This is a genomic window from Haloferax sp. SDI50, from assembly GCF_059802635.1.
The window spans coordinates 174,683-196,252 of the sequence record NZ_JBPULL010000003.1; the positions used below are offsets into that span (position 1 = coordinate 174,683).

The 21,570-nt window shown below is 67.7% G+C and carries 18 protein-coding genes; 9 read left to right on the forward strand and 9 right to left on the reverse strand.

The genetic code is table 11. The features are described 5' to 3' along the window. Positions 1-68 precede the first annotated feature (68 nt). Entirely contained in the window at positions 69-2,804 is a 2,736-nt protein-coding gene (locus ACSR87_RS17835) for a hypothetical protein (protein WP_498531546.1), read from the forward strand. Positions 2,805-2,996: 192 nt separating this feature from the next. On the opposite strand, the gene ACSR87_RS17840 is transcribed toward ACSR87_RS17835, so the two are convergent. The 3 genes from ACSR87_RS17840 to ACSR87_RS17850 all read right to left on the reverse strand — a co-directional run bounded on the left by ACSR87_RS17840 (position 2,997) and on the right by ACSR87_RS17850 (position 6,849). Continuing rightward, the gene (locus ACSR87_RS17840; protein WP_498531547.1) at positions 2,997-4,046 is read right to left on the reverse strand and encodes a DUF1616 domain-containing protein; all 1,050 of its coding nucleotides are present in this window, start codon (positions 4,044-4,046) and stop codon (positions 2,997-2,999) included. A 73-nt stretch (positions 4,047-4,119) separates the two neighbouring features. Further along, entirely contained in the window at positions 4,120-5,247 is a 1,128-nt protein-coding gene (locus ACSR87_RS17845; RefSeq protein ID WP_498531548.1) for a glycosyltransferase family 2 protein, read from the reverse strand. 345 nt (positions 5,248-5,592) lie between these two features. Beyond that, complete coding sequence (locus tag ACSR87_RS17850) at positions 5,593-6,849, reverse strand: polysaccharide deacetylase family protein (protein ID WP_498531687.1); 1,257 nt, start codon at positions 6,847-6,849, stop codon at positions 5,593-5,595. A gap of 393 nt (positions 6,850-7,242) precedes the next feature. Between ACSR87_RS17850 and ACSR87_RS17855 the strand changes: the two genes are divergently transcribed. From ACSR87_RS17855 to ACSR87_RS17870, 4 genes are all read left to right on the forward strand, one after another. Beyond that, a complete protein-coding gene (locus ACSR87_RS17855) occupies positions 7,243-8,676 on the forward strand; it encodes a twin-arginine translocation signal domain-containing protein (protein ID WP_498531549.1) in 1,434 nt (477 codons plus the stop codon). Between the two features lie 73 nt (positions 8,677-8,749). After that, the gene (locus ACSR87_RS17860; protein WP_498531550.1) at positions 8,750-9,025 is read left to right on the forward strand and encodes a hypothetical protein; all 276 of its coding nucleotides are present in this window, start codon (positions 8,750-8,752) and stop codon (positions 9,023-9,025) included. Further along, a complete protein-coding gene (locus ACSR87_RS17865; RefSeq protein ID WP_405311673.1) occupies positions 9,022-9,453 on the forward strand; it encodes a type II toxin-antitoxin system VapC family toxin in 432 nt (143 codons plus the stop codon). Before ACSR87_RS17860 ends, ACSR87_RS17865 begins: the two co-directional genes overlap by 4 nt. 243 nt (positions 9,454-9,696) lie before the next feature. Beyond that, entirely contained in the window at positions 9,697-10,140 is a 444-nt protein-coding gene (locus tag ACSR87_RS17870; protein ID WP_498531688.1) for a hypothetical protein, read from the forward strand. 78 nt (positions 10,141-10,218) lie between these two features. Here the strand turns inward: ACSR87_RS17870 and ACSR87_RS17875 are convergent, their stop codons facing one another. Further along, positions 10,219-11,517 (reverse strand): carboxylate--amine ligase, encoded by a 1,299-nt coding sequence (locus ACSR87_RS17875; protein ID WP_498531551.1) that lies wholly within the window; start codon positions 11,515-11,517, stop codon positions 10,219-10,221. Positions 11,518-11,911: 394 nt separating this feature from the next. After that, a complete protein-coding gene (locus ACSR87_RS17880; protein ID WP_004978002.1) occupies positions 11,912-12,151 on the reverse strand; it encodes a DUF7120 family protein in 240 nt (79 codons plus the stop codon). Between the two features lie 201 nt (positions 12,152-12,352). Here ACSR87_RS17880 and ACSR87_RS17885 point away from each other — a divergent pair, with 201 nt between their 5' ends. Continuing rightward, on the forward strand, positions 12,353-12,964 hold the full coding sequence (locus ACSR87_RS17885) for a hypothetical protein (RefSeq protein WP_498531552.1): 612 nt from the start codon (positions 12,353-12,355) through the stop codon (positions 12,962-12,964). A gap of 58 nt (positions 12,965-13,022) precedes the next feature. Further along, the gene (locus tag ACSR87_RS17890) at positions 13,023-13,739 is read left to right on the forward strand and encodes a hypothetical protein (protein ID WP_498531553.1); all 717 of its coding nucleotides are present in this window, start codon (positions 13,023-13,025) and stop codon (positions 13,737-13,739) included. Positions 13,740-13,767: 28 nt separating this feature from the next. Here the strand turns inward: ACSR87_RS17890 and ACSR87_RS17895 are convergent, their stop codons facing one another. From ACSR87_RS17895 to ACSR87_RS17905, 3 genes are all read right to left on the reverse strand, one after another. Then, positions 13,768-15,537 carry an archaea-specific SMC-related protein gene (locus ACSR87_RS17895; RefSeq protein WP_498531554.1) on the reverse strand — a complete coding sequence of 590 codons (1,770 nt, stop codon included), beginning with the start codon at positions 15,535-15,537 and terminating at the stop codon, positions 13,768-13,770. Beyond that, on the reverse strand, positions 15,534-16,322 hold the full coding sequence (gene rdfA / locus ACSR87_RS17900; RefSeq protein WP_498531555.1) for a rod-determining factor RdfA: 789 nt from the start codon (positions 16,320-16,322) through the stop codon (positions 15,534-15,536). Before rdfA ends, ACSR87_RS17895 begins: the two co-directional genes overlap by 4 nt. Before the next feature lie 64 nt (positions 16,323-16,386). Next, positions 16,387-17,124, reverse strand: coding sequence for a V-type ATP synthase subunit D (locus ACSR87_RS17905; RefSeq protein WP_498531556.1), 738 nt, complete (start codon positions 17,122-17,124; stop codon positions 16,387-16,389). 107 nt (positions 17,125-17,231) lie between these two features. Here ACSR87_RS17905 and ACSR87_RS17910 point away from each other — a divergent pair, with 107 nt between their 5' ends. Then, positions 17,232-18,215 carry an ABC transporter ATP-binding protein gene (locus ACSR87_RS17910; RefSeq protein WP_498531557.1) on the forward strand — a complete coding sequence of 328 codons (984 nt, stop codon included), beginning with the start codon at positions 17,232-17,234 and terminating at the stop codon, positions 18,213-18,215. Further along, positions 18,212-19,063: an ABC transporter permease gene (locus tag ACSR87_RS17915; RefSeq protein WP_498531558.1), complete on the forward strand. Its 852-nt coding sequence runs from the start codon at positions 18,212-18,214 to the stop codon at positions 19,061-19,063. The genes ACSR87_RS17910 and ACSR87_RS17915 overlap by 4 nt, the downstream gene beginning before the upstream one ends. 6 nt (positions 19,064-19,069) lie before the next feature. Here ACSR87_RS17915 and ACSR87_RS17920 read toward each other — a convergent pair whose 3' ends face one another. Continuing rightward, a complete protein-coding gene (locus ACSR87_RS17920) occupies positions 19,070-21,505 on the reverse strand; it encodes an amino acid permease (RefSeq protein WP_498531559.1) in 2,436 nt (811 codons plus the stop codon). Positions 21,506-21,570 lie beyond the last annotated feature (65 nt).

The following is a 21,570-nucleotide window of genomic DNA, read 5'->3' on the forward strand; positions in this document are numbered from 1 at the left end:
GTAATCACAGCTAATTAGATTATACCTTGCAATAATGATTATCACCTTAACGAGGGCTTTCCTGAGATATGGTACGACTAACCGATGGAGACGACGACGAATCCGCCGCGGATTCGGACTCCATCCTCGAATCGCAACTCAACAGGCGGAACTACCTCAAACTCGGTGCGATGGCCGCATCGACTGCCCTCTCTGCCGGCGTCGCGTCGGCTGCGTCTGGACCAGAGGAGCGCTTCGGTATCCAATGGGACCGCGTCGTCAACGCGGTGGACGACCTTGGAATGGACCCCAACGGAAACGACCCGATAGACGACCAACTCGATTCCGCGTACGAGAGCGGGACGCTCATCGAATTCCCTCCGGGTGAGTATCTCGCCACCGAGACGCAGTACTGGAACGACGGCGTATCCCGCTTCGGGATGGTCGGCACCGGTAGCTCTCACAAGGACGTGCAGTTCGTCTTCCCGTCGGGCAACAACGGCGAGAAGTACCGGTTCCTCGAAATCACCAGCGGGGACCACCACGTCCTGAAGAACTTCTCCATCCAGCAGACCGACGACTCCACCACCACGGCGGACATCTGGATGATAAACGACGACGGCGCGCTCATCGAGGACGTCGAGTGGCTCGGCCGCACCCCCACCGACAACGACGCTCGCCGCCAGCTCCTCGCGTACGACTGTTCCTCCGTCGACGGCGTCAACGTCGCCCGCCGCGTCTACATGCGCGAGGGGGCCGAGCTTCCGGGCTACCCCGACGGCGTCGCTGGCATCCGCGTGCAGGGCGGTTCCGTCGGCGAAATTCGCCTCGTGGACTGCCACATCGAACAGCGCGGGTCGTCGTCGTTCCGCGCGACCCACACCCGCGGCGTCCTCCGCGTCGAGGGCGGGCTGTTCAAGAACAACGACAACACCAACATGCGCATCTCCGCGGGCGACCATCCTTCCAAGACCTCGTGGATTAAGGGTGCGACCGTCATCATGGACGCGGACAACCTCAACGAGCACGCCCGCGACGGCGACAGTCTCGACAGCCCCGAGGGGCTCCGCATCGACTCCACCGGCAACGGGTACGCGGGCGTCCTCATCGAGGACTGCGACTTCATCTTCAAGTCTTGCCCCACCTCGCGCGGCATCGTCTCGTCGCCGACGTGGGCCGGCCACGGCGGCTTCACCCTGCGCAACTGCCGCATCCGGAACGACACGTCGGTCCAGACGATTCACGCCGACTCCGTCGACACCGACACCGCGGACAAGCCGTGGGGTGTGAACCTCGAAAACGTCTCCATCACGGGCAGCACGCGGTCTCAGCCCGCCGGCGCGGCGGTCTGCATCGACAACGACCGCAACGGCTCGACCGTCCAGAACAGCTGTATCCACTTCCCGAACGGCGACGTGGACGGCGTCCTCGTCAACGACGCCACGAACTGCGAAATCGTGGACTCGAACATCAACGTCACCGGGCAGGCGACGGTGTTCAGCGGGGCCGACGTGGACACGAGCAACATCACGAGCGGCGATTCCTGTCCGCTTCCCAGCGCCGACGGGAGCACCGGCGGCGACTCGTCGACGACGGATTCGAGCACGGACGACTCTACGACGGACGACTCCACGACCGAGCCCCTCCCGAACGAGCTTCGCCTCGTCGGCACGGGCACGACGACCCAGTACGAGTTCACGGTGACGGACTCGCTCCAGGCGTCGGGCGACACCATCGAGGAGTGGGACGACATCGAAAGCGGCACCGCGACCGGTTGGATTACGACCGACGGCGTCGAAGACGCCTATACGTTCTCCGGCGACATCGACTCGTTTTCGTTCCTCGAAGGCGAGTCCGAGATTTACGTCAACGGCGAGCAGGTGACCGAGAGTACCGTCACGGACGCCACGACCGACGACTCCACCGATTCGAACACCGACGACTCGACGGATTCGACCGACGACTCCACGACCGACTCCACCGACCTCTCGCACGAACTGCGCCTCGTCGGTACGGGCACGCAGACCCAGTACGAGTTCACCGTCAGCGACGCGCTCGAAGCCTCGGGCGACACCGTCGAGACGTGGGACACCATCGACGGAACCTCCGCCAGCGGGTGGATTACGACCGCGGGCGTCGAGGACACGTTCAACTTCGCTGGAAGCGTCACCTCCTTCGGCTTCGTCGAGGGCGAGGCCGAGATTTACGTCGACGGCGAGCAGGTGACCGAGAGTACCGTCACGGACGCCGTGACGGACTCGGGCACTGACGGTTCGACCGACTCGGGCACGGACGGTTCGACGGATTCGACCGACGACACCGCCGACAGCCAGAACGAACTGCGCCTCGTCGGCACCGGTGCCGAGACGCAGTACGAGGTCACCGTTAGCGGCACGCTCGAAGCCTCGGGCGACACCATCGAACAGTGGGACGACGTGTCCGAAAGCTCCGCGACGGGCTGGGTGACCACCGAGGGCGTCGAGGACGTGTACGCCTTCACGGGCACGATTACGTCGCTGTCGTTCCTCGAAGGCGAGGCCGAGGTCTACGTCAACGGCACGCGGGTCGACCCCGCCGTGTTCTCCCTGCCGAACACCCTCGTCGTCGAGGGCGACGGCACGGAGACGACGTACGACTTCATGGTCTCCGGCGACATCCTGAACGACCCGCTCGTCGGGCCGACGGAGAGCGACGACAGCCTCACCAACGGCAAGGCGAAGGGGTCGGTCACGGACGGCATCGACGCCTTCCGGTTCTCGGGCGACATCACGAAGATGAACCTGGCCGGCGACGCGGCGCTGACGTTCGAAGACAACGACGGCTGAGGCGACGCAGGAAAACGACACGACGGCACAGCACGGACACAGAAACTACGCGCGGCGCGCCGCTCGCGCGGTGACGCCGCAGACGACAGAGGCACCCACGTTCGCATTCCGACGCGGTTTTTTCGATGCTCTACTCGACGACCGAGCGACCGCCAGCTTCGCCGGGGCCGACGAGCCGCGGGCGAGTTCGTGTTACGCGTCGTCGCCCGCGTCGTCCGCGCCGCCGGCGGTCGGCTCTTCGGTCACGGTGACCCAGACGTACGCCGAGCGGTACGCCGTCTCGGTGCTCGGCTCCGCCGGCGCGTCGCCCTCGTACAGGAAGTAGGTGAGCCGGAGGTCCTCGCCGGTCAGCGCCGGGGCGAAGCTGTGGCGGGTCCGCCACGTCTCGCCGTCTTCGACGGTCTCCGTCCGCGACCCGAGGACTTGCCGCTCGACGACCGTCACCTCGCCGTTCGCTCGCTCGACTCGCTGGAGTTCGGACACGAGCGTGTAGCTCGTCGCCTCGCCCTCGACGTTCTCGACGGAGACGAACAGGGAGGTCTGCTCGCCGACTGTCAGTGCTTCGGGGTAGTCGGCGGCGACGAACTCGCCCCCGGCGTCCTGCGTGAGAAGCGACAGGCTCGAATACGACTCGCCCGTCCCCGGCGCGACGAGCGCGTAGCTCAGGCTCGCGACGGCCACGATGACCGCGAAAGCGAGCGCGACGTTCAGAAGCGAGTCCACCCGCGAGGGCTGGTCGAACGACCGAACCACGTCGGTGTACCAGCGACGAATCGGAACGCGGAACCGCTCTGCTTCGGGGAGTCGCTGCCGCCGGGCTTCGCCGGCCGCGAGGCCGACGACGATGACCGCCGCCAGAGCGAGGAGGACGGGCGCGGTGTCCAGCCCGACGCCGGTCCAGAGGAGCGTCAGCCCGACGACCGGCAGCAGCGCGACGCTCATTCCGAAGGCGAGCGCGAGGCGCTCCGTGAGGCTGAGGTTGGGCTGCCACTCGAACCGACCGAACGACGGTCCCTCGGTGGGCGCGTCCGACGACCCGGCGGGAAACAGCGCGAGCAACAGCGCGTATCCGGGGAGAAACAGCAGTACGGGGAGTCCGACGAGCGCTTGGACGGTCGGAACGACGTTGAGCGCCGCGACGAGACTACTCGCAACGACGATTACCAGCGCGAAGGGCACGTCCAGCGAGAGTTCGCCGAGCGCCCGGTTTAACCGCCCTTTGCTGTGTGATGTGGACCCCATTACTGGATAGATGACGCGACTAGGCTGTTGTTATTGAGCGCCTCACGCCCCCGATTCCGGGGGTACGAGGTGACTAACCTCCGATTACCTCGCGGTCTGCGACACCGTCGGTCTCGCTGTCTCCCCGCTGGTCGCTCCCGTCGTCGCCGCCGACGCGAGACGACTGCGAGTCGCTCGGCTCGTCCCGCTCGAACGACGCGGACGGTGCCGCCGCGATTCGCAGCGGTTCGTTCGCGCGGCTGTCGAGGAACATTGCACCGCCCAGGGACGCAACCCCCCCGATGACCCCGGCGAGGGTCGCTCGCCCCGCACCGTCGCGGTCCTTCGACGCGACGCCGCCGACCAGTCGGAGCACGCCGGCGAGGACGCCCACGACGCCGAGCGCGTAGAGGACCGCCACCGGATGGACCCCCCCGTCGAGATATCGAACGCGGAGCCGCCAGAGGAAGTCTCTGAGCAGGAGGAACGACAGTCCGGGGACGAACGTCGAGTACCTGATGCCGCTTTCCTCGTCGCCGTAGCGGGCGCGCATCGGCACGGTCGCGACGCGTTTTCCCGCGACGTTCAGGTGCACGAGCAGGTCGTTCAGGAAACCGTACTGGTCGTACAGCCGGTCGAACTCCAACTCCGAGAGCGCGTCCGCCGAGACGGCCGTGTAGCCGTTCTGCGGGTCGCGGATGTGCCAGTAGCCGCTGGCGATGCGGGTCAGCCCGGACAACAGGAGGTTGCCGAACAGCCGCCACGGGGGCATCCCCCGGCGGGTGTCCCGAGCCGCGAGCCGGTCGCCGACGGCGTAGTCGGCGTCCCCGTCGACGACGGGGTCGATGATGGCGGGCATGATGTCCGGGTCCATCTGGCCGTCGCCGTCCATCACGACGACGATATCCATCCCGTCGGCGAGGGCACGCTCGTAGCCGGTCTTGACGGCCGCACCGCGCCCGCGGTTGACCGCGTGTCGAATCGGGACGACGCGCCGGTCGAGAGACGCGCCGCCGTCGGCCGCGGCGACGACGGGCGCGGCCTCCCGTTCGTTCGCGCGCGCGGCGTGCCGCCGAATCACCGCCCACGTCCCGTCGGTCGAGCGGTCGTCGACGACGTAGGCGCGGTCGACGAACGCGGGGAGCGTGTCGATGACGCCGCCGACGAACCGCGCCTCGTCGTACGCGGGGACGACGACGCCCACGGCGTTACCGCGGTACATCGCCCCTCGCGTGCGACCCCTGTGTTGAACGCGGCGTGTCGACCGGTCCGCCGCCGCCGGGCGCGTCGTCCCGCGGCCGCGAATCGAGTTGGAGTGTGCGTAGGAACATCGGTACTTCGACCCGCAGATTGGGCGGTTCGGGTCTTTGTTAGTCGTCAGCAACACGTACGTAAATGCGACTTTCAGGCGTTTCTGACGGTCGGAACGACCGTCTAACGTTCAGCGAGGCGTGACTGACAGCATCCGTATCACGTCCGTCGAGACTGTCCCGAAAATCAATATGTCGGCCGTGCTCGAATCGGTCTCCCGCGCTGCACGGGTCAGCGTTCCGGGCGAGTCGCCGCGTCAGACCGTGTCTCGAATCGACTCCCAGTAGCTCGACGCGGTGACCACGTCCAGCCCGAGTTCGTCCACGTAGTCAATCGTCTCGGCGAACGCCGCCGGGCTGACGGAGCGCCCCTCCCCGGTCACGTCGTGGTACATGAGCACCGCGAGCTGGTTGTACTGCGCGGCGAAGTCGAGCGCCTGCTTCGCCGTCTTCACGTCGTCGCCGTCGGTTCGGCCGACGATTTGCGGGTCGGAAATCGCACCCGTCGGCCCGCCGACCGTCACGAACCCGAGGTAGTGGTAGTCGCTCGCGGCGTCGAGCGCCGATTCGTCGTACCGGCCGTACGGCCAGATGATGAAGTCGGCCCCGCGCTCGAACCCGTTTTCGACGAGCCACGCCTTCGACTCTCTGATGCTCGCGCGCTGGTCGACCGGCGAGAGGTCGCGGAACGAGTCCGACCGCTGGGGGTGGCTCACCATGTCCCAGCCGGCGTCGACCATCTCGTCCATCCCGTCCCGGGGGATGCGGTGGCTCGACCCCACGGTCCACGGGATGACGCCGACGACGCCGGGGAAGCCGTGGGACTCCAGTATCGGGTACGCCGTGTCGTACTGGCTCCGCGTGTTGTCGTCGAACGTTATCATCACCTTACCCGCGTCGGCCCGGGGTTTGGCACGGAGCGAGTCGACGTAGAACCGCGCCGTCGTGCCGCCGCCGGTGTACAACTGGATGCTTATCTCGGTGACGTTCGTCAGGTCCGGCGACCCGGTGACGCGCCGCGGCCCGAGGTCGAGGCGCTGCCAGCCCGCCCGCCAGATGTGGCGGCCGAGAAGCAGCGTGTTGTCGTAGTCGGGTGCGGCGAGGCGAACCGTGATGCCCTCGGTATCGGGCGTTTCGAGGTTGACCGCCAGCGAGAGGTCCGCCCCGGAGAGGTCGATACCGCCGTCGAACGTCCGGTAAATCCACACCCGTTCGTCGGCCGGCGTCGCTTCGAGCCGGAGCGACTGAGACCCGCAGTAGACGACGTCCTCCTCGACGGCGAGCCGCCCCGCGAACGTCTCCCACCGGCGCTCGTCCTCGAAGTCGTCGACGAGCCATCCCACGTCTCTGAACCGCTCGCGGCTGTTGAACGCGACCGCAAGCGGGTCGCCCGGCGCGCCGACGCTCGGGTCGTCGTAGTTGAAGCGTGGGGTCGGAACTGGCGGCTCGCTGGTCGCGGTCGCCTCGGGCGTTCCGGCCGGTTCTCCACCCCTCGCGACACAGCCGCTGAGCACGGCGGCGCCCAGTCCGAGGTATGAACGCCGTGACAGATTCATACGGATAACTGTCGCCACGAGTGGATAGTAATGCGACTCGTAATTTCCGTCGCCCCGGACTGAACGCGTCGAAAACTGCGGCGACGCCGGTTTTGTCCCGTGTTTTCGTACGTCTCCTTCCCCGGACTCGCCGCCACCGACGAGCCTTGATTCCGCGCCCCTCGCGCCGTCAGCCGCGGTTACACACCGTTTACCAATCACCTTCCCCGTCCAACTGACGGGAAACATGTGCAACCGATGTTGGTCCCTCTCTCTCCCGCTTTCATCTCGCCCTTCGAGACGACTCGACGCCGATGCACGGGCGCCCGATAGTCGCCCGGAACGCCGCGAGCGCACGGAGGTTCCCCGCCGGTGAAGCGCAGAACCTATCTGCGGACGCTCGGCGCGGTCGGCGTCGGGGCCGCGCTCGCCGGCTGTAACACGCCGGACGAGGAGACGCCGACCGAGACGCCGAGGCCGACCGAGGAGACGCCCACGCCGGAGCCGGAACTCACCGTCTTCGACGCGGTCGACGACCTCGGGATGGACCCGACGGGCCAAGAGCCGGTCGACGACATCCTCGACGGGGCGTACGGCGACGATACGGCCGTCGAGTTTCCGCCGGGCGAGTACCTCATCACCCGCGAGCACGACTGGGACCGCGGCGTCTCGAACTTCCAACTCGTCGGCCTCGGCGACTCGCACACGGACGTGCAGTTCGTCTTCCCGCCGGCGGACCCCGGCGAGCGGTTCCGGATGCTCCGCATCACGAGCGGGACGGACCACGTCCTGAAGAACTTCTCCATCCAGCAGACCGACGACGACACCACGAGCGCCGACATCTGGCTCGCCAACGACGACGGCGCGCTCATCGAGGACGTCGAGTGGCTCGGCCGCACTCCCACCGACAGCCACGCGCGCGACCAACTACTGCTGTTCGACTGCACCTCGGTCGAGGGCGTCAACGTCATCCGGCGCGTCTACATGCGCGAGGGCGCGGCGCTCCCCGGCTACCCGAACGGCGTCGCCGGGATTCGCATCACCGAGCGGTCGGTCGGTGAGGTCAGGATGATAGACTGCCACATCGAACAGCGCGGGTCGTCGTCGTTCCGCGCGACCCACACCCGCGGCGTCCTCCGCGTCGAGGGCGGACTGTTCAAGAACAACGACAACACCAACATGCGCATCTCCGCGGGCGACCACCCGACTAAGACCTCGTGGATTAAGGGTGCGACCGTCATCGTCGACGCCGACAACCTCAACGAGCACGCCCGGGATGGGGACCGACTCGACAGCCCCGAGGGGCTCCGCATCGACTCGACGGGACACGGTTACACGGGCGTTCTCATCGAGGACTGCGACTTCGTCTACCGGTCGAGTCCGTCCTCGCCGGGCATCATCACCGTCCCGACCTACGGGAGCCACGGCGGTTTCACGATGCGTAACTGCCGCATCATCAACGACACCGGCGTCCAGACCATCTACGCGGGCCCGGTCGACACCGACATCGCGCGGGAGCCGTGGGGGGTGGTCCTCGAAAACGTCACCATCTCGGGGGCGTGCGAGAGTCAGCCCTACGGCTCTGCGGTCGTCGTCGACGAGAACCGAAACGGCTCTCGCATCGTCGATAGCTGTATCTACCTGCCGAACGGCCGGGTCGGCGGCGTGCTCGTCAACCGCGCGTCCGACTGCGCTATCGAGCACTCCAGCATCAACGTCAGCGGCCCGCCGACCCGGGCCCGGGGCGTCGAACTCGCGCTCGACGACGTGTCCTACACCGCCACCTGCGCGTTCCGCGACGAGTGAGCGGGCGTCGGTCCGTATTCCTCCCGTCGGACTGGTAGCAAACCTTACCCAGTAGCATGTTCTACCAACGGATATGGCCACGTCGGTGAAGATGGACGACGACACGAAATCCCGCCTCGAACGGTTACAGGCCGAAATTCGGCTGCAAACCGGGAAACGAGTGACGCAGCAGGAGGTCTTGGCACGACTCGTCGAGAACGCCGTCGAGTCCAAGGCGGACCTCATCGACTCGTTCCGCGAGGAGCGCGTCCCGCTTTCGGAGTCCGAGCGCGAACAGTTCCACGACGGGATGGTCTCGTCCGGCGTCACGACGACGGAAGAAGACATCGACGACGTGCTCTACGGATGAGCGTCTTCGTCGACACCGGCGTGTTCTTCGCCCACCACGATACGGATGCCGACCGGCACGACCAAGCCGTCAGCGCGTTCGACGAACTGTTCGACGGGGAGTTCGGACAGCCGTACACGAACGACTACGTTCTCGACGAGACGGTCACGCTCACGCGCGCTCGAACGGGTTCGTTCGAGGCTGCGGACACCGTCGCCAGTCGTATTCTCGGCGAGGACCCGTTTCCGAACGTGTTCGAGACGCTTCACGTCGAACCGGACGACGTCCGGGCGTCGCTGGAGACGCTCCGTCGATACGAGGACCACGACCTCAGCTTCACCGACGCGACCATCGTCTCGCTGTGTGAGTCTCGTGGCATCGACGCCGTGTTGAGTTTCGACACGGATTTCGATGGGCTCGTCGACCGCATCGAACCGGGGTACCGCTAGGTTTAACAGCGCCGCGACGAGCGCCGACAGAGAAACGAGCGGTCCGCTCAATGGCCCCTGACGTTGAGTCCCGGCGTCAGCGTGATGTCGGTCCCTCGGTCCCGCTGCAAACCGACAAATGTATTTTCAATAACATTTATCCGGACGTGCGCCGCAGTTCGACCTATGGTTCGGCTCTGTCATCGGTACGGTCCCGGACGGCTCCCGTACGCCGGGCGAAACGACGTCGGCGGCGGGATAGCGATGGCTGCAACCGGGTTGTTGGCAATCTCCCTCTGGTTCGGTGCTGCGGGGCTGCTGACTCTCGTCGGCGCGATGAACGGGACGCTCGGGTTCGTCTTCGGTCTCGGACTGGTGGCCGTTCCGGTGGCGATACCGACCTCGTTTATCGTGGGCACGCTACTCTGGCGACGGCTGCGACCCGACGACGACCGCCAACGATACGGTGCGCTTTTCGGCGGACTGACTGCACTCGGAAGTCTTGTCACGGGCGGATTCGGGCCCGCCTTCCTCGTCGGCGTCTCGAACTTCACCCGCGGTGAGATGGTTCTACTGGACGCGGTCGTCTTCACCGCGCTACTGCTGCCAGTGAGCGTGGTTTTCGCCGTTATCGCTGCCGGTTGGTTGGTCGTTCCACTCGGCGCGTTCGGCGGATGGTATCACGAGCGCGCGAAGGCGCGCTCCTGACGCGAACCGACTGCTACCCGTGTTCCGCGGCGTTCCACAGCGCCGCAGCGGGCGCCCGGGTAATGACACCCGGATGACTCACCGGCCCCTGACGTTGAGTCCCGGCGTCAGCGTGATACCGGTCCTCGGTTCTTCTGACCCGTCGCCGCCGCGGTCGCGGCCGGCGGTCACTCCCTCGTCGCCATCGTCGTCGCCCCGGTTGAACAGCGCGTGGTGCACGTAGCGGGCGAAGGGGACCGGGTCGTCGAGGCGCGCGAGGTCGAATCTCGGTTCGCGGTAGATGGACGCGCCGACCTCCCAGACGGTCTTGAGGAACGACGGGCGCTCGACGAGCGGCGAGTCGTCGCGGCGGACGCTCAGCACGTAGCCGAGTTCGCCCCAGAGGTAGTGGGTGCCGACGCCGAGTTCGTAGCCCGGTTCGATGCGGTGTTTCTGCCCGGTCGCCTGGAGCCAGTAGTAGTACGGGAAGTCGGCCCCGGCGCGGACGGTCGAGGGCAGCGACTGCCACATCCGGGGGTTGATTTCGATGAGTTTGAACTCGCCCGTTTCGGCGTCTTTGAGGTACTCGATGCACGCGAGGCCGTGCCAGTCGATGTGGCCGAGGAGCTTTCGCGCGACTGATTCGAGTTCGGGGTCGTACACCGAAGTCCGGTAGACGCCGCCGCCGCCGGTGTAGGAGTTCCCTCGAATCTGGAGGTGCTGGAACGTCGCGAGGGGCTCGCCGTGGTCGTACAGCGCCGCGAACATGTACTTGTCCTCGGTCGGAACGTAGTCCTGTACGATGGGGTCGTGTTTCATCTCGGCGTATATCTCGTCGGCGTCGGGTCGGTCGCCGGGCCGGACGTGGCGGACGCTCTTGACGATGTCGTACTCGTGGGGGTCGTAGCTCTCGACGTACTCGCCGGCGACGACGTTGTACCGCGGCTTGATAATCGACGGCTCGTCGAACGCCTCGACCTCGCTGAACAGGCGGGTCCGCGGCATGGGGACGCCGGCCTCGACGGCGGCCTCGTAGAGGAGCGCTCGGTCGTGGACCCGGCGGAGCGTCTCGAAGTCGGGGACGACGAGGTCCACGTACTGCTCGAACTCGTCGCGGTACTTCGAGAAGACGTAGCCGTCTTCCGGTCGCGTCGGGATGACGGTCTTCACGTCCGGGCGGGCGGCGATACCGACGAGGGCGTCTTTGTAGGCCACGAGGTCGTCTTTCGGCGCGGGGATGCGGACGAGTTCGTCGCAGAAGCGAGACGAGGCCGCCGGCGTGTCGTCGTGTTCGGAGGCCATGACCGTGTGGACGCCCCGCTCGCCGAGCGACCGGACGCAGGTGTAGTTGCCCGACGGAACGAGTACCGATTCCCGGGCGTTCGCGCGTTTGGACATGCTTGAACCGTCGCGCGATGACCGAATTAGTATGGGTCTGCTAACGGATTCGGGGTCGGTGACGGGAGCCGATTTGTCCCGGGTGGCTCGGGGACCAGGCCGCCCTCGTCCACCCGTGACGGGGTCGGACCGCGCCGTCGGGCGAGCATCTCCGTGGCGACCGAACTGTGGATTCGGACGCGACGAACCGGATTCGATTCGTGAACGTCGAGCAATCCGACGGTTTCGGGTCGGTTATCCACAGCATACCGGGGCACTGGCGAAACTGTCGCCCCGGGACGAACCGACCGAGTTGGCGAGGCAGTCGCTCTCGACCGAAAGACAAAGAACAGTTAGCAGTTCGGCGCGGTGCCGCGCGAGGCGACGACTCAGATGGCGCGGCCTGACCGCCGCCTCAGAGCACGTCGTCGTCGAGGCCGCCGGGGTCGCCGGCGGTGTCGAAGAGGTTGTTCTGGGCGCTCTGGACGAAGTCGGACTGGACGCCGTCCTCGTCGTCGACGGGGGCACCGTAGGCGTCCATTCCCATCGAGAGGAGCTCCTCGACGGCCTGTTCTTCGCTGATGAACTCTTCGTCGACGAGCTGTTCGAACTCGACGAGCAGTTCGTCCGGGAGATTGACTTCTACGACGGGCATAGAGACGCGTTCGTGCTCGACATACTTGAGCGACCGGGTGTGAGTAATCGCGTCGTGGGGTCGGGCCGTGAGCTGTCGTCGGGAGCGACACTCCGCGTCGCGCGTCAGTCACAACCGCGTGTCTTATCAGTTCTCCGTCGGACCCTCAACCCGACGAACGTCGGGGCGTCGATTGCCGACGCCCCGGACCGAGGAACCGACGTGACACGCGACACAGACCCGGCGACTGACGACGCCACCCCGGCCGAGAGCGACGCGCTCGGCTGGCTTCCGGAGCGCGTCGAACTGCCGAGCGACGAGTGGGTCATCTACCCGCCCGGCGAGCCGCGGCCGGCGAACTTCGCGCTCCGCTTCGAGAAGGCCGTCCCCGCGGTGCTCGTCGGCGTCGACTCCGGCGACTCGCCGGGCGTCCACGTCCTCCCGCACCCCGGCGGTCTCTCCGTCTCGGCCCGATTCGGCGGGGTCGTCGACGACTCGGTCCGCGAGTTCGACCCGCCGGCGTCCGACGCCGAGCGCGGGGCGGTCGCCGCGTGGACGCGGACGTGGGTCGAGCGCGTGGACGACCGGGCCGAGCGGGCGCGCATCCGGACGGCCTGCGCGCCGGTCCCGAACGCCGGCGACCGCGTCTCGCGGGCGCTCTTCGACCACTTCGGGAGCGCGGACGCCGTCGCGGCCGCGGTGCTCGAACGGGACACGGCCGCGCTCAGGCGCGCGTCCGGTGTCGCCGAACGGACGGCAACCGACTTGGTCGTCCACTACGGTACCGACGCGGAGTGGGAGCACTACCGCCGCCACCGCGACGCCGCCCCGTGACTCAAATCGCGATTTGACTCTCGCGTAGGATTATTTCCGTCCGCGACGACTTCCAGGTATGTCCCTGACACGACGCACCGTCCTCGGTTCGACTGCCCTCCTCTCGTTTGGCCTCCTCACCGGCTGTGTCGGCAACGGCGGGTCGGACGACGGCGCGACGACTGACGACGAACGGACGGACACGCCGACTGACGACCCCACGACCGACGAGCCGACGGACACGACGGACGACCTTCCGGACGGAAACGGCACCGACGACGGAGCCGGCGGCACCCGCCCGTCCGGCGGTCCCGGCATCTCACTGGTCAGCGTCGACGACACCCCCGACGTGCCCGTCGAACACGACATCGAGATAACGGAGGACCTCGCGACCGACGAGCACCCGCCGCAGGTCCGCATCACGCTGACGAACACCGGCGACGAGGTCGTCGAGGTCGGTGAGGGAAGAACGGTCCTCTTCCAGTACGTCTCGGACGCGACGAACGACCTCATCTTCCTCCCCGCGGACGGCGAGTACCCCGCCGAGGCGGGCTGTTGGCGGCTCGAAGACCACATCGCCGTGACCGATGAGTACCGGGTTCTCTCGCTCGAACCCGGCGAGTCACAGTCGGCACTGGTGGACCTCTACGGCGTCGCCCAGTCCAAGGGCGAAGAAGCGAGTTGTCTCCCGGTCGGGGAGTTCCGCTTCGAGGCGGACTTCGCCACCGGCGGGCTCTCGGGGTCCGACGACGAGAGACGGGAGGCGACGTGGGGGTTCTCGCTCACGCTGGAGTGAGCCGGTCGCGGGTGTCTCGGCACTCGGCTCACTGTGCAGCCGAGTCCGAGACGACAGACCAGTCCGAGGGGTCGATATCGCGGCCCGCAACGGCGCTGTGTTCGGGATACGCCGTCATGACGAGATACGTCGCCCTCCCGGAGAGGTAGTCGGTCAATCGCCCGAGGTTCTCGTCGGCGATGCCGCCGAGGCGGTCCACGAGCATGACCGGGACTCGCTCGGCCACGTCGAACGCCTCGTAGCCCGCGAGCGCCGTCGCCAGCCCGAGGAGTTCGACCTCGCCCTCGCTGAGCGCGCCGAGCGACGCCTCGCGGCCGTCGCGGGCGACGACGAGGTCGAACTCGCTCGTCAGCCGCGCGCTCTCGAATCCCGTCTCGAACAGCGGGACGATTTCGCGAATCGCGTCGTCGAACGCGTCTCGTGTCTCTTTCTTTATCTCTTGTTTTCGCCGTCGGAGGCGGGTTATCTCCTCGGTCAGCGACTGTCGCTGTGAACGCAGCGATTCGAGCTTTTCGGCCTCCGATTCTGCCGATTCGAGTTCAGACCTCGCGTCGTCGAGACGCGCGCTCGCGTACTTCAGCTCGCTTTCGATATCGGTTACCTGTTCGGAATCTGATTCGATTTGCTCGCGGAGGTCTTCGATACGCTCGGCGAGTTCGGCGTCGCGTTCGCGCGCGTCGTCGAGGCGGCGTTCGAGGTCCGACCGGCGCTCGCGGAGCTCTCGGAGTTCGGTCTGAAGTTCCCGTTCGCGTCGGCGTCGCTTCTCGCGCGACTCGACGCGCTCGGTGAGTTCCTCGACGCGCTCTCGGCTGGCTTCGGCCGCCGTGGTTCGGCGTTCGATACGCTCGGCGAGGTCGTCGAGCCGCTCGGTCACCGACGAGGCGTCCGTCTCGGCACCGCAGACCCAACACGCGAGTTCGTCGTCGACGACGCCGTGGGTCACGTCGGTCAGCAGTTCGGTTCGGTCTTCGGCCACGACGCGGCGGTTCGCGTCGTAGACGCCCCGAAGAAGCTCGATATCGCGTTCCTGCCGGTCGAGTTCCCGCTTCGCCGCGTCGAGTTCGCGCGCCAGTTCCTCGTCGTCTTCCACGTCGAGTCCGTCGAGTTCCTCCTCGCGCGCGTCGAGTTGTTCTCGGACCCGCTCGGCGGTCGATTCGAGTCGGTCGATGCGGCTCTGGACGCGGGAGCGCTCCGCGCGGGCGTCGCTGAGCGCCTCGCGCGTCTCGTCTCCGCCGGCGGCGTCGGCCGCCGCGCGCTTCGCCTCTAACTCCTCGACCTCGGCTTCGAGTTCCGACACCCGCCCGGCCAGCGTCGGCAGGCGGTCGGCCGCGTCTTCGGCCTCCGAGAGCGCCTCGTCCACGCGGTCGCGCTCGCGGCGCGCCTCGGCGATGTTCGCGTCGATATCCTCGAAATCGAGCGGTCGCGTGAGGAGGGGTTCGAGGTCGTCTCCCTCGCGGACGGCCCGCCGAATCTCGTTTTCCTCGCCGAGGAACGCGAACAGGTCGGCGCAGACGCGGTCGGCCTCGGCGGACAGATACGGCTCGCCGGTCGTCCGGACGTTCCTCCCGTCTCGGGCCAACTCGACCGCGTACTCTCCGTCGTCGGTCGAAAGCGAGACGCGCCCCTCGGTCGCGCCCTCGGTCAGCGGCGACGCCGTCCCGAGGACGGTCGCTATCGCGGCGAGAAAGCTCGATTTCCCCTGCCAATTGCTCGCGCGGACGGCGTTCAACCCCGGTTCGAGCGTCGCGCTCCCGCGTCGAATCCCGGCGACGTGCTCCACGTCGAGGTGCCAGCTCATGCCATTCCGGCGGCCGCGACGAGTTCGAGCGCCGTCCCGGTGTACTCGCTGAGCGCGAGGCCGGCGCTGGAGAGCGCGCCGATGGGGAGCACCGCCCGGAGCCGCCCGCCCGAGTCGGCCCCGCCGTCGGGCGCGACGCCGGTCTCGCGGACGGCCTCCTCGGCCATTTCGTCGGCACCGGCGTGGTGCTCCTGACAGACGAACCCGCGGTCGAGCGCGTCTTCGAGCGGGACCCGCGTCGGGCACTCCGCGCAGGACACCTTCACCTGCACGTCAACGCCGGCGTCCTCGGCTCCGGCGAGTCGCCCTTTCTTCCCCAGCGACGCGAGCGCCGACTCGGCCTTCTCTGCGACCGTCTCGCGCGCGATATCGACGCTGTTTCGCTCCCAGTCCGAGGACGCCTCGACGGTCGGCTTCTCGCCGTCGAGGCAGTCGTTGAGGTGGCGTCGCATCGTGCTCCACGACGCCATCGCGCCCGTCACCTCGTCGGCGTCGATGTCGTCGGTGGCGAGGTCGGCGGCCACGTCGCCGTAGTCGAGTTCGTCGTCACCGACGAGTGCCTCGTACTCCGCGTCGAGGCGTACGTCGGTCACGTCGCGACCGTTCCGCTCGTAGACGCGCGCGAGCAGTCGCTTGTTGAACCACGTCGTGAGCGACTTGTACCCCTCGCTTTCGCCGCCGCCGGCCCCGGTCCACCGCGCCAGCAGATAGTCGTCGACGGAGTCGTACCTGCCGGTCGGCGCGGCGAGTCCGTACCGTTCGATTGCCACGTCGACCTTGCACATTGTCTCGTTGCACGAAACTGGTGGCGCGACGGTAATAAGACTACGCTTGGCGGGTGACCTCGTCTCAGTCGCGGTCGCCGCCGTCGGTTCGTCGCGTCTCCACCCCCCGCTCGTTTTCTTGCTGTTCTGCTTTTCGTTGCTCGGCTTCCCGTCGCTCCGCTTGCCGTCGTTCGTTGCGCTGTTTGGTCCGGAACTGTCGGAAGCGCTCTTCCTGTTCGCGCTCGTCGAGGTACCGGCGGATATACCGCTTTTCCACCTCCAACTCCGGGATGAGCCGCTGGGTGAGGTAGTTGACGCGGAGCCGGAGCCGCCGAATCTCCGCGAGGAGGCGCAGGAGAACCGCCCGCATCTCCGCCAGCCTGACGGCGTCCTCCACGACCGATTCGTAGGAGCCGACGAGTTCGTCGTCGAGCGCGCTCGTACCGAGGACGCCGTACCCTCGCCCGTCGAGCGACCGCCGCGCCGACGTGCTCAGAAAGAACGGGACGGTCAGCCCGACGAGCTTCGTCTCGGAGATGATGAGCTCCGTGTGAGCGCTCCGCGCCTCCGAGAGCGTGCGAAGCGCGATTTCGCCCTCCCGCTCTGCGCCCCAGACGTGGAGGTCCGTCGCCTCGCGGAACGCCTCGTCGGTCTCGCGGCGCAGTTCCGTCCACCGGTCCAAGAGGTCGAGGAGGACGAAGACGAGACTGTCGCGTCGGCGTTCGAGGATGCGTTCTCCCTTCCGCGCGAGCGCTAACTCGTCGGTCACCGAGAGCAACTCGCGGTGCGTCGGGGCCGTCCGCCGGTGTCGCCGGTTTGGCATTGTCTACGATACGGTCGTCCCGACGGTTGATATAGTTGTGTCACCGACACGTATCCGGCCTATTTGACAAGGACTAAGCCGTTGTCAATATCGACTCGAACACGAGTATGTCCAGACACGCGGCCGCCGAGTCGACGCGCCCGGCGGTCACGGCGACGGCCGTGCGGAAACAGTACGGCGACACTGTTGCGGTCCGGGACGTGTCGCTCGACGTTCACAACGGGGAGGTGTTCGGGCTCATCGGTCCGAACGGAGCCGGGAAATCGACGCTTATCGGTCTGCTGACAGGGACGCGAACCCCGACCGAGGGCTCGATTCGGGTGTTCGGTGAGTCCCCGACCGCGGTCGACCGCTCGCGGCTGAGCGTGCTCCCGCAGGAGTTCTCGCCTCACCGGCGGCTCACGGGCCGCGAACTCGTCTCCTACTACGCCGGGCTCTACCCCGACCCGCGACCGGTCGACGAGGTGCTCGACCGGGTCGGCCTCGACGACGAGGACGCGGCGACGGCCTACACCGACCTCTCGGGGGGTCAACAGCGCCGCGTCTGCGTCGGCGCGGCGCTCGTCAACGACCCCGAGCTCCTGTTTCTGGACGAGCCGACCACCGGCATCGACCCCGCGGGCCGCCGCGACGTGTGGGACCTCGTCGACTCGCTGGCCGACGACGGGACCGCCGTCGTGCTCACCACGCACTACATGGCCGAAGCCGAACACCTCGCCGACCGCGTCGGACTCCTCACGGACGGCGAACTCGTCCGCGTCGGTCCGCCGCGGGACCTCGTCGAGCGCTTCGGCGGCGAGACCCGACTCGCGGTCCGGACCGAGCGACCTCGCGCGCTCGACCTCGACGCGACGCCCCTCGACGGCCGCCGGTACGGCGACTACGAGTACCGCTTTTTCGACGCCGGTCCCGACGACCTGACCGCGATGCTCGACCATCTCGACGCGGCCGCTGTCGCCTACGAGGAAGTGAGCCTCGTCCGCCCGACGCTGGAGGACGTGTACCTCAACCTCGCCAGCGAGCGCGGCCACGACTGCATCGCGAGCGCCGGTCCGGCGGGCGTCGCTGGCGACGCGGGGGTGACGCGATGAGCGCGACGGAGGCGGGCGGAACGGACGAGACGCCCCCGGCGGCCGAGACGAAAAGGACGGGCGACGGCGGTCGGTCGCGCGCCCTCGCCGAGGCGGCCCGACGGGTCCGCTCGGAGGCCGTCGCCGAGACGCGCGCCTTTCTCCGGCGGCGGACGGCGGTCTTTTTCACGTTCTTCTTCCCCGTCTTCATCGTCCTCATCTTCGGCGTCCTCGTGAAGACCGGCGCGACCGGCGGCCTGTTCTCCCGCTCGGACACCTACTATCTGCCCGCGTATCTCGGCGTCGTCGTCGTGTTGACGCCGCTGTCGCGGGTCGGAAGCACCGTCGCGCGAAACCGGGCGTCCCGCCGCTTCGAGAAGCTGGCGACGACGCCGCTTTCGCGTCTGGAGTGGCTCTCCGCGCACGCGGCCGTGAACGTCGCGCTCATCGGCCTCGCGGGCGTCTTCCTTGTCGGCGTCCTCGCCGCCGTCGGCGACCTCGGCGCGGCCCCCTCGCTCGGCGGCGACGCGCTGGTCGTCGCCTTTCTCGTCGTCGGCATCGCCCTGTTCTGCGGGCTCGGCTCCCTCGTCGGCTCGCTCGCGGACTCCGAAGACGGCGTCATCGCCGCCAGCAACGCCGTCGGCATCCCGATGGTCCTCCTCGCGGACACGTTCGTCCCCGCCTCCAGACTTCCGGCGGCGCTCCGCCCGGTTATCGACGCGCTCCCGCTCACCTACTTCGCGCGCGGCGTGCGCACCACGGTCGCCGGCGGCGAACTCCTGACCGCCGTCTTCGACCTCGCTATCCTCTGTGGCTTCACCGTCGCGCTGTTCGCGCTCTCGGCGCGACTGCTTCCGTGGCGTGAGTGAGACCGCTCACTCGCCGCCACTGTTCGGGACGTGGTAGTCGTCGCGCCGGTGCTCGAACCACCGCGTCACCCACGAGATAACCCCGAGGTCGCGCTTCGCCATGATGACCGTGCTCGCGGCGTCGCGGCCGACCGTCTCCGGAATCGCGCCGAAGACGAGCTGTTGGAGCAGTCCCTCTCTCGTCGCCCCGATGACCGTCAGGTCGAACGCCTCGGTCGCGGCGACGATGGTCGCCGCCACGTCGTCGCCCTCGCGGACCGAGGTCGTCACCGACACGTCGTCACCGAGCGCCGCGGCCGTCGAGTCCACCCGGCGCTGGGCGTCCTCGCGGTCGCGCTCGCCGGCGTCGGCCGCGACGACGTTCATGACGTGCACCGTGGCGTCGTTGGTCCGCGCGATGGCGCGGCACACCTCGGCGGCGAGTTCGGCGTGCGGGCCGCCCGCGGTCGGCAGGAGAATCGAGTCCACCTCGCCGTCCGTCGGGCCGATGCGCTCGACGAGCACGTCGCAGGGGGCCTTGGTCACGACCTCGTCGACGTTGCTCCCGAGGATGTAGTCGCGGCGGCGACCCCGGCCGCGCCAGCCCATCAACACCGCGTCGCTGTCGTGTTCCTCGATGGTGTTGAGGATGGCCGTTCCGGCGTCGTGGCCCAGCCTGACCGTCCCGCTGACGGGCACGTCGGCGTCGGTCGCCAGCTCCATCACGGCGGCGATGGTCTCGCGCTTCTCGTCGACGAACCGCCGCCCCTCCGAAATCGGCGTCTGCGACGGCACCTCGACGGCGCTCATCACGAGAATCTCTGCGTCGCGGTCGCGAGCCACGTCGATGGCGGTCCGCATCAACTGCGCCGCGTTGTCGGGGTTGGCAATCGGGACGAGCACCTGCGACTCGCGCCGCTCGGGGGCGCGTTCGGTCACGACGGTCGGCGTCTCTGCTTCGAGCTTTTCGGCCTCCTTGCCCTCGGAGTAGCCGTAGTAGACGACGAGGCCGAGCGCCATCCAGACGGCCGTGGTCACGAGCGCGACGAAGCCCTCGGAGCCCGCGCCGAGCCCCGGCGTCAGCCCGAGTTCGAGGAGCAAAAACGGCGTCAGGATGAACTGGAGGACGATGCCGACGAGCGGGGGCCACGGCATGTACGGAATCTCGTACGTCCGCGGGAGGTCGGGGTGGGTCGCCCGCATCTTGACGACGGTCCAGTTCACCTGAATGAACAGGAAGATGAACATGATGTCGGCGGCGGCCGCGACGCTCTCGATGGGGAGCAACACGGCCATGAGGCCGATGAGGACCGCCGAGAGCCCGATTGCCCAGTGGGGCGTCCGCTTGTCGCCGTGGATGCGCCCGACGAAGCCCGGAAGGACGCGGTCGCGGCCCATGGCGAACGACACCCGCGACGAGGAGTAGATGGTCGCGTTGAGCGCGCTCATCGTCGCCGCGAGCCCGGCGAACAGGAGGAGCGGGACGCCGTACGGGACGAACTGCCCGGCGGCCTCGATGATGCCGAGTTCGCCGAGGTTCCCGAGGACCTGCCACGTCGGCGCGGCGGTCGAGAGCCCGGCGCGACTCGCGAGTTCGGCGGTCACGTCGATGCCGCCGATGGCCGCAAAGGCGACGAGGACGTAGATGGGGACCACGATTGCCATCGAGTAGAACACCGCCTTCGGGACGTTGGTGCCGGGGTCGACGACCTCCTCGCCCGACTGGACGATTATCTCGTAGCCCTCGAAGGCGATGTAGGTGAATCCCATCGCGCCGATGACGCCGACGAGGCCGTTCGGCGCGAACGACGGACTGTCGAGAAACGTCGCCGTCCAGTTCGGCTCGCGCACCGTCGCGAGGATGCCGAACGCCACGAAGACACCGAGAATGAGTATCTTGATGGTCGTGACGACGACGCCCGCCTTCCCCGTCTCCTCGGCCCCGCGGTAGTTGATGTACGCGAACGCGAGCACCATCGCGACCGCGAGCAGTTTCTCGACGAGCAGGCGGTCGAGCAATCCGAACAGGACGAACCCGTCGGGTAGGCCGGCGAACACCACGAAGAACTCGGTGAGGAAGACGCCGAACGTCACGGCGTAGAGCGCGCACGCGACGGCGTGGGCGAACCAGCTCATCCACCCGGCGTAGAAGCCGTTGGGGTCGGCCAGCGCCTCTTTCACCCAGAGGTAGCCGCCGCCGGCCTCGGGGAACGCCGCCCCGAGCTCGGCGTAGGAGACGGCGGTGAACATCGCCACCAGTCCGTTGAGTACGAACGCCACCGTGAGCGCCGGGCCGGCCAGCCCCGCCGCGAATCCGGTCAGCGCGAAGACGCCCGCGCCAATCATCGCGCCGACGCCGATGAACGTGATGTCGGCGAGACTCATGTCGCGCGAGAGCTCCGTTTCCACCGACTCCTCGGGGGGAGCGTCGCCGCTCCCCGAGGTCGATTGCGTGTCGGCCATCAGGTGAACCCTCGAAGGCCGGATAGAAAAAGCCCGATGGGCGACGGGCCCCGTTCGAGCCGCCG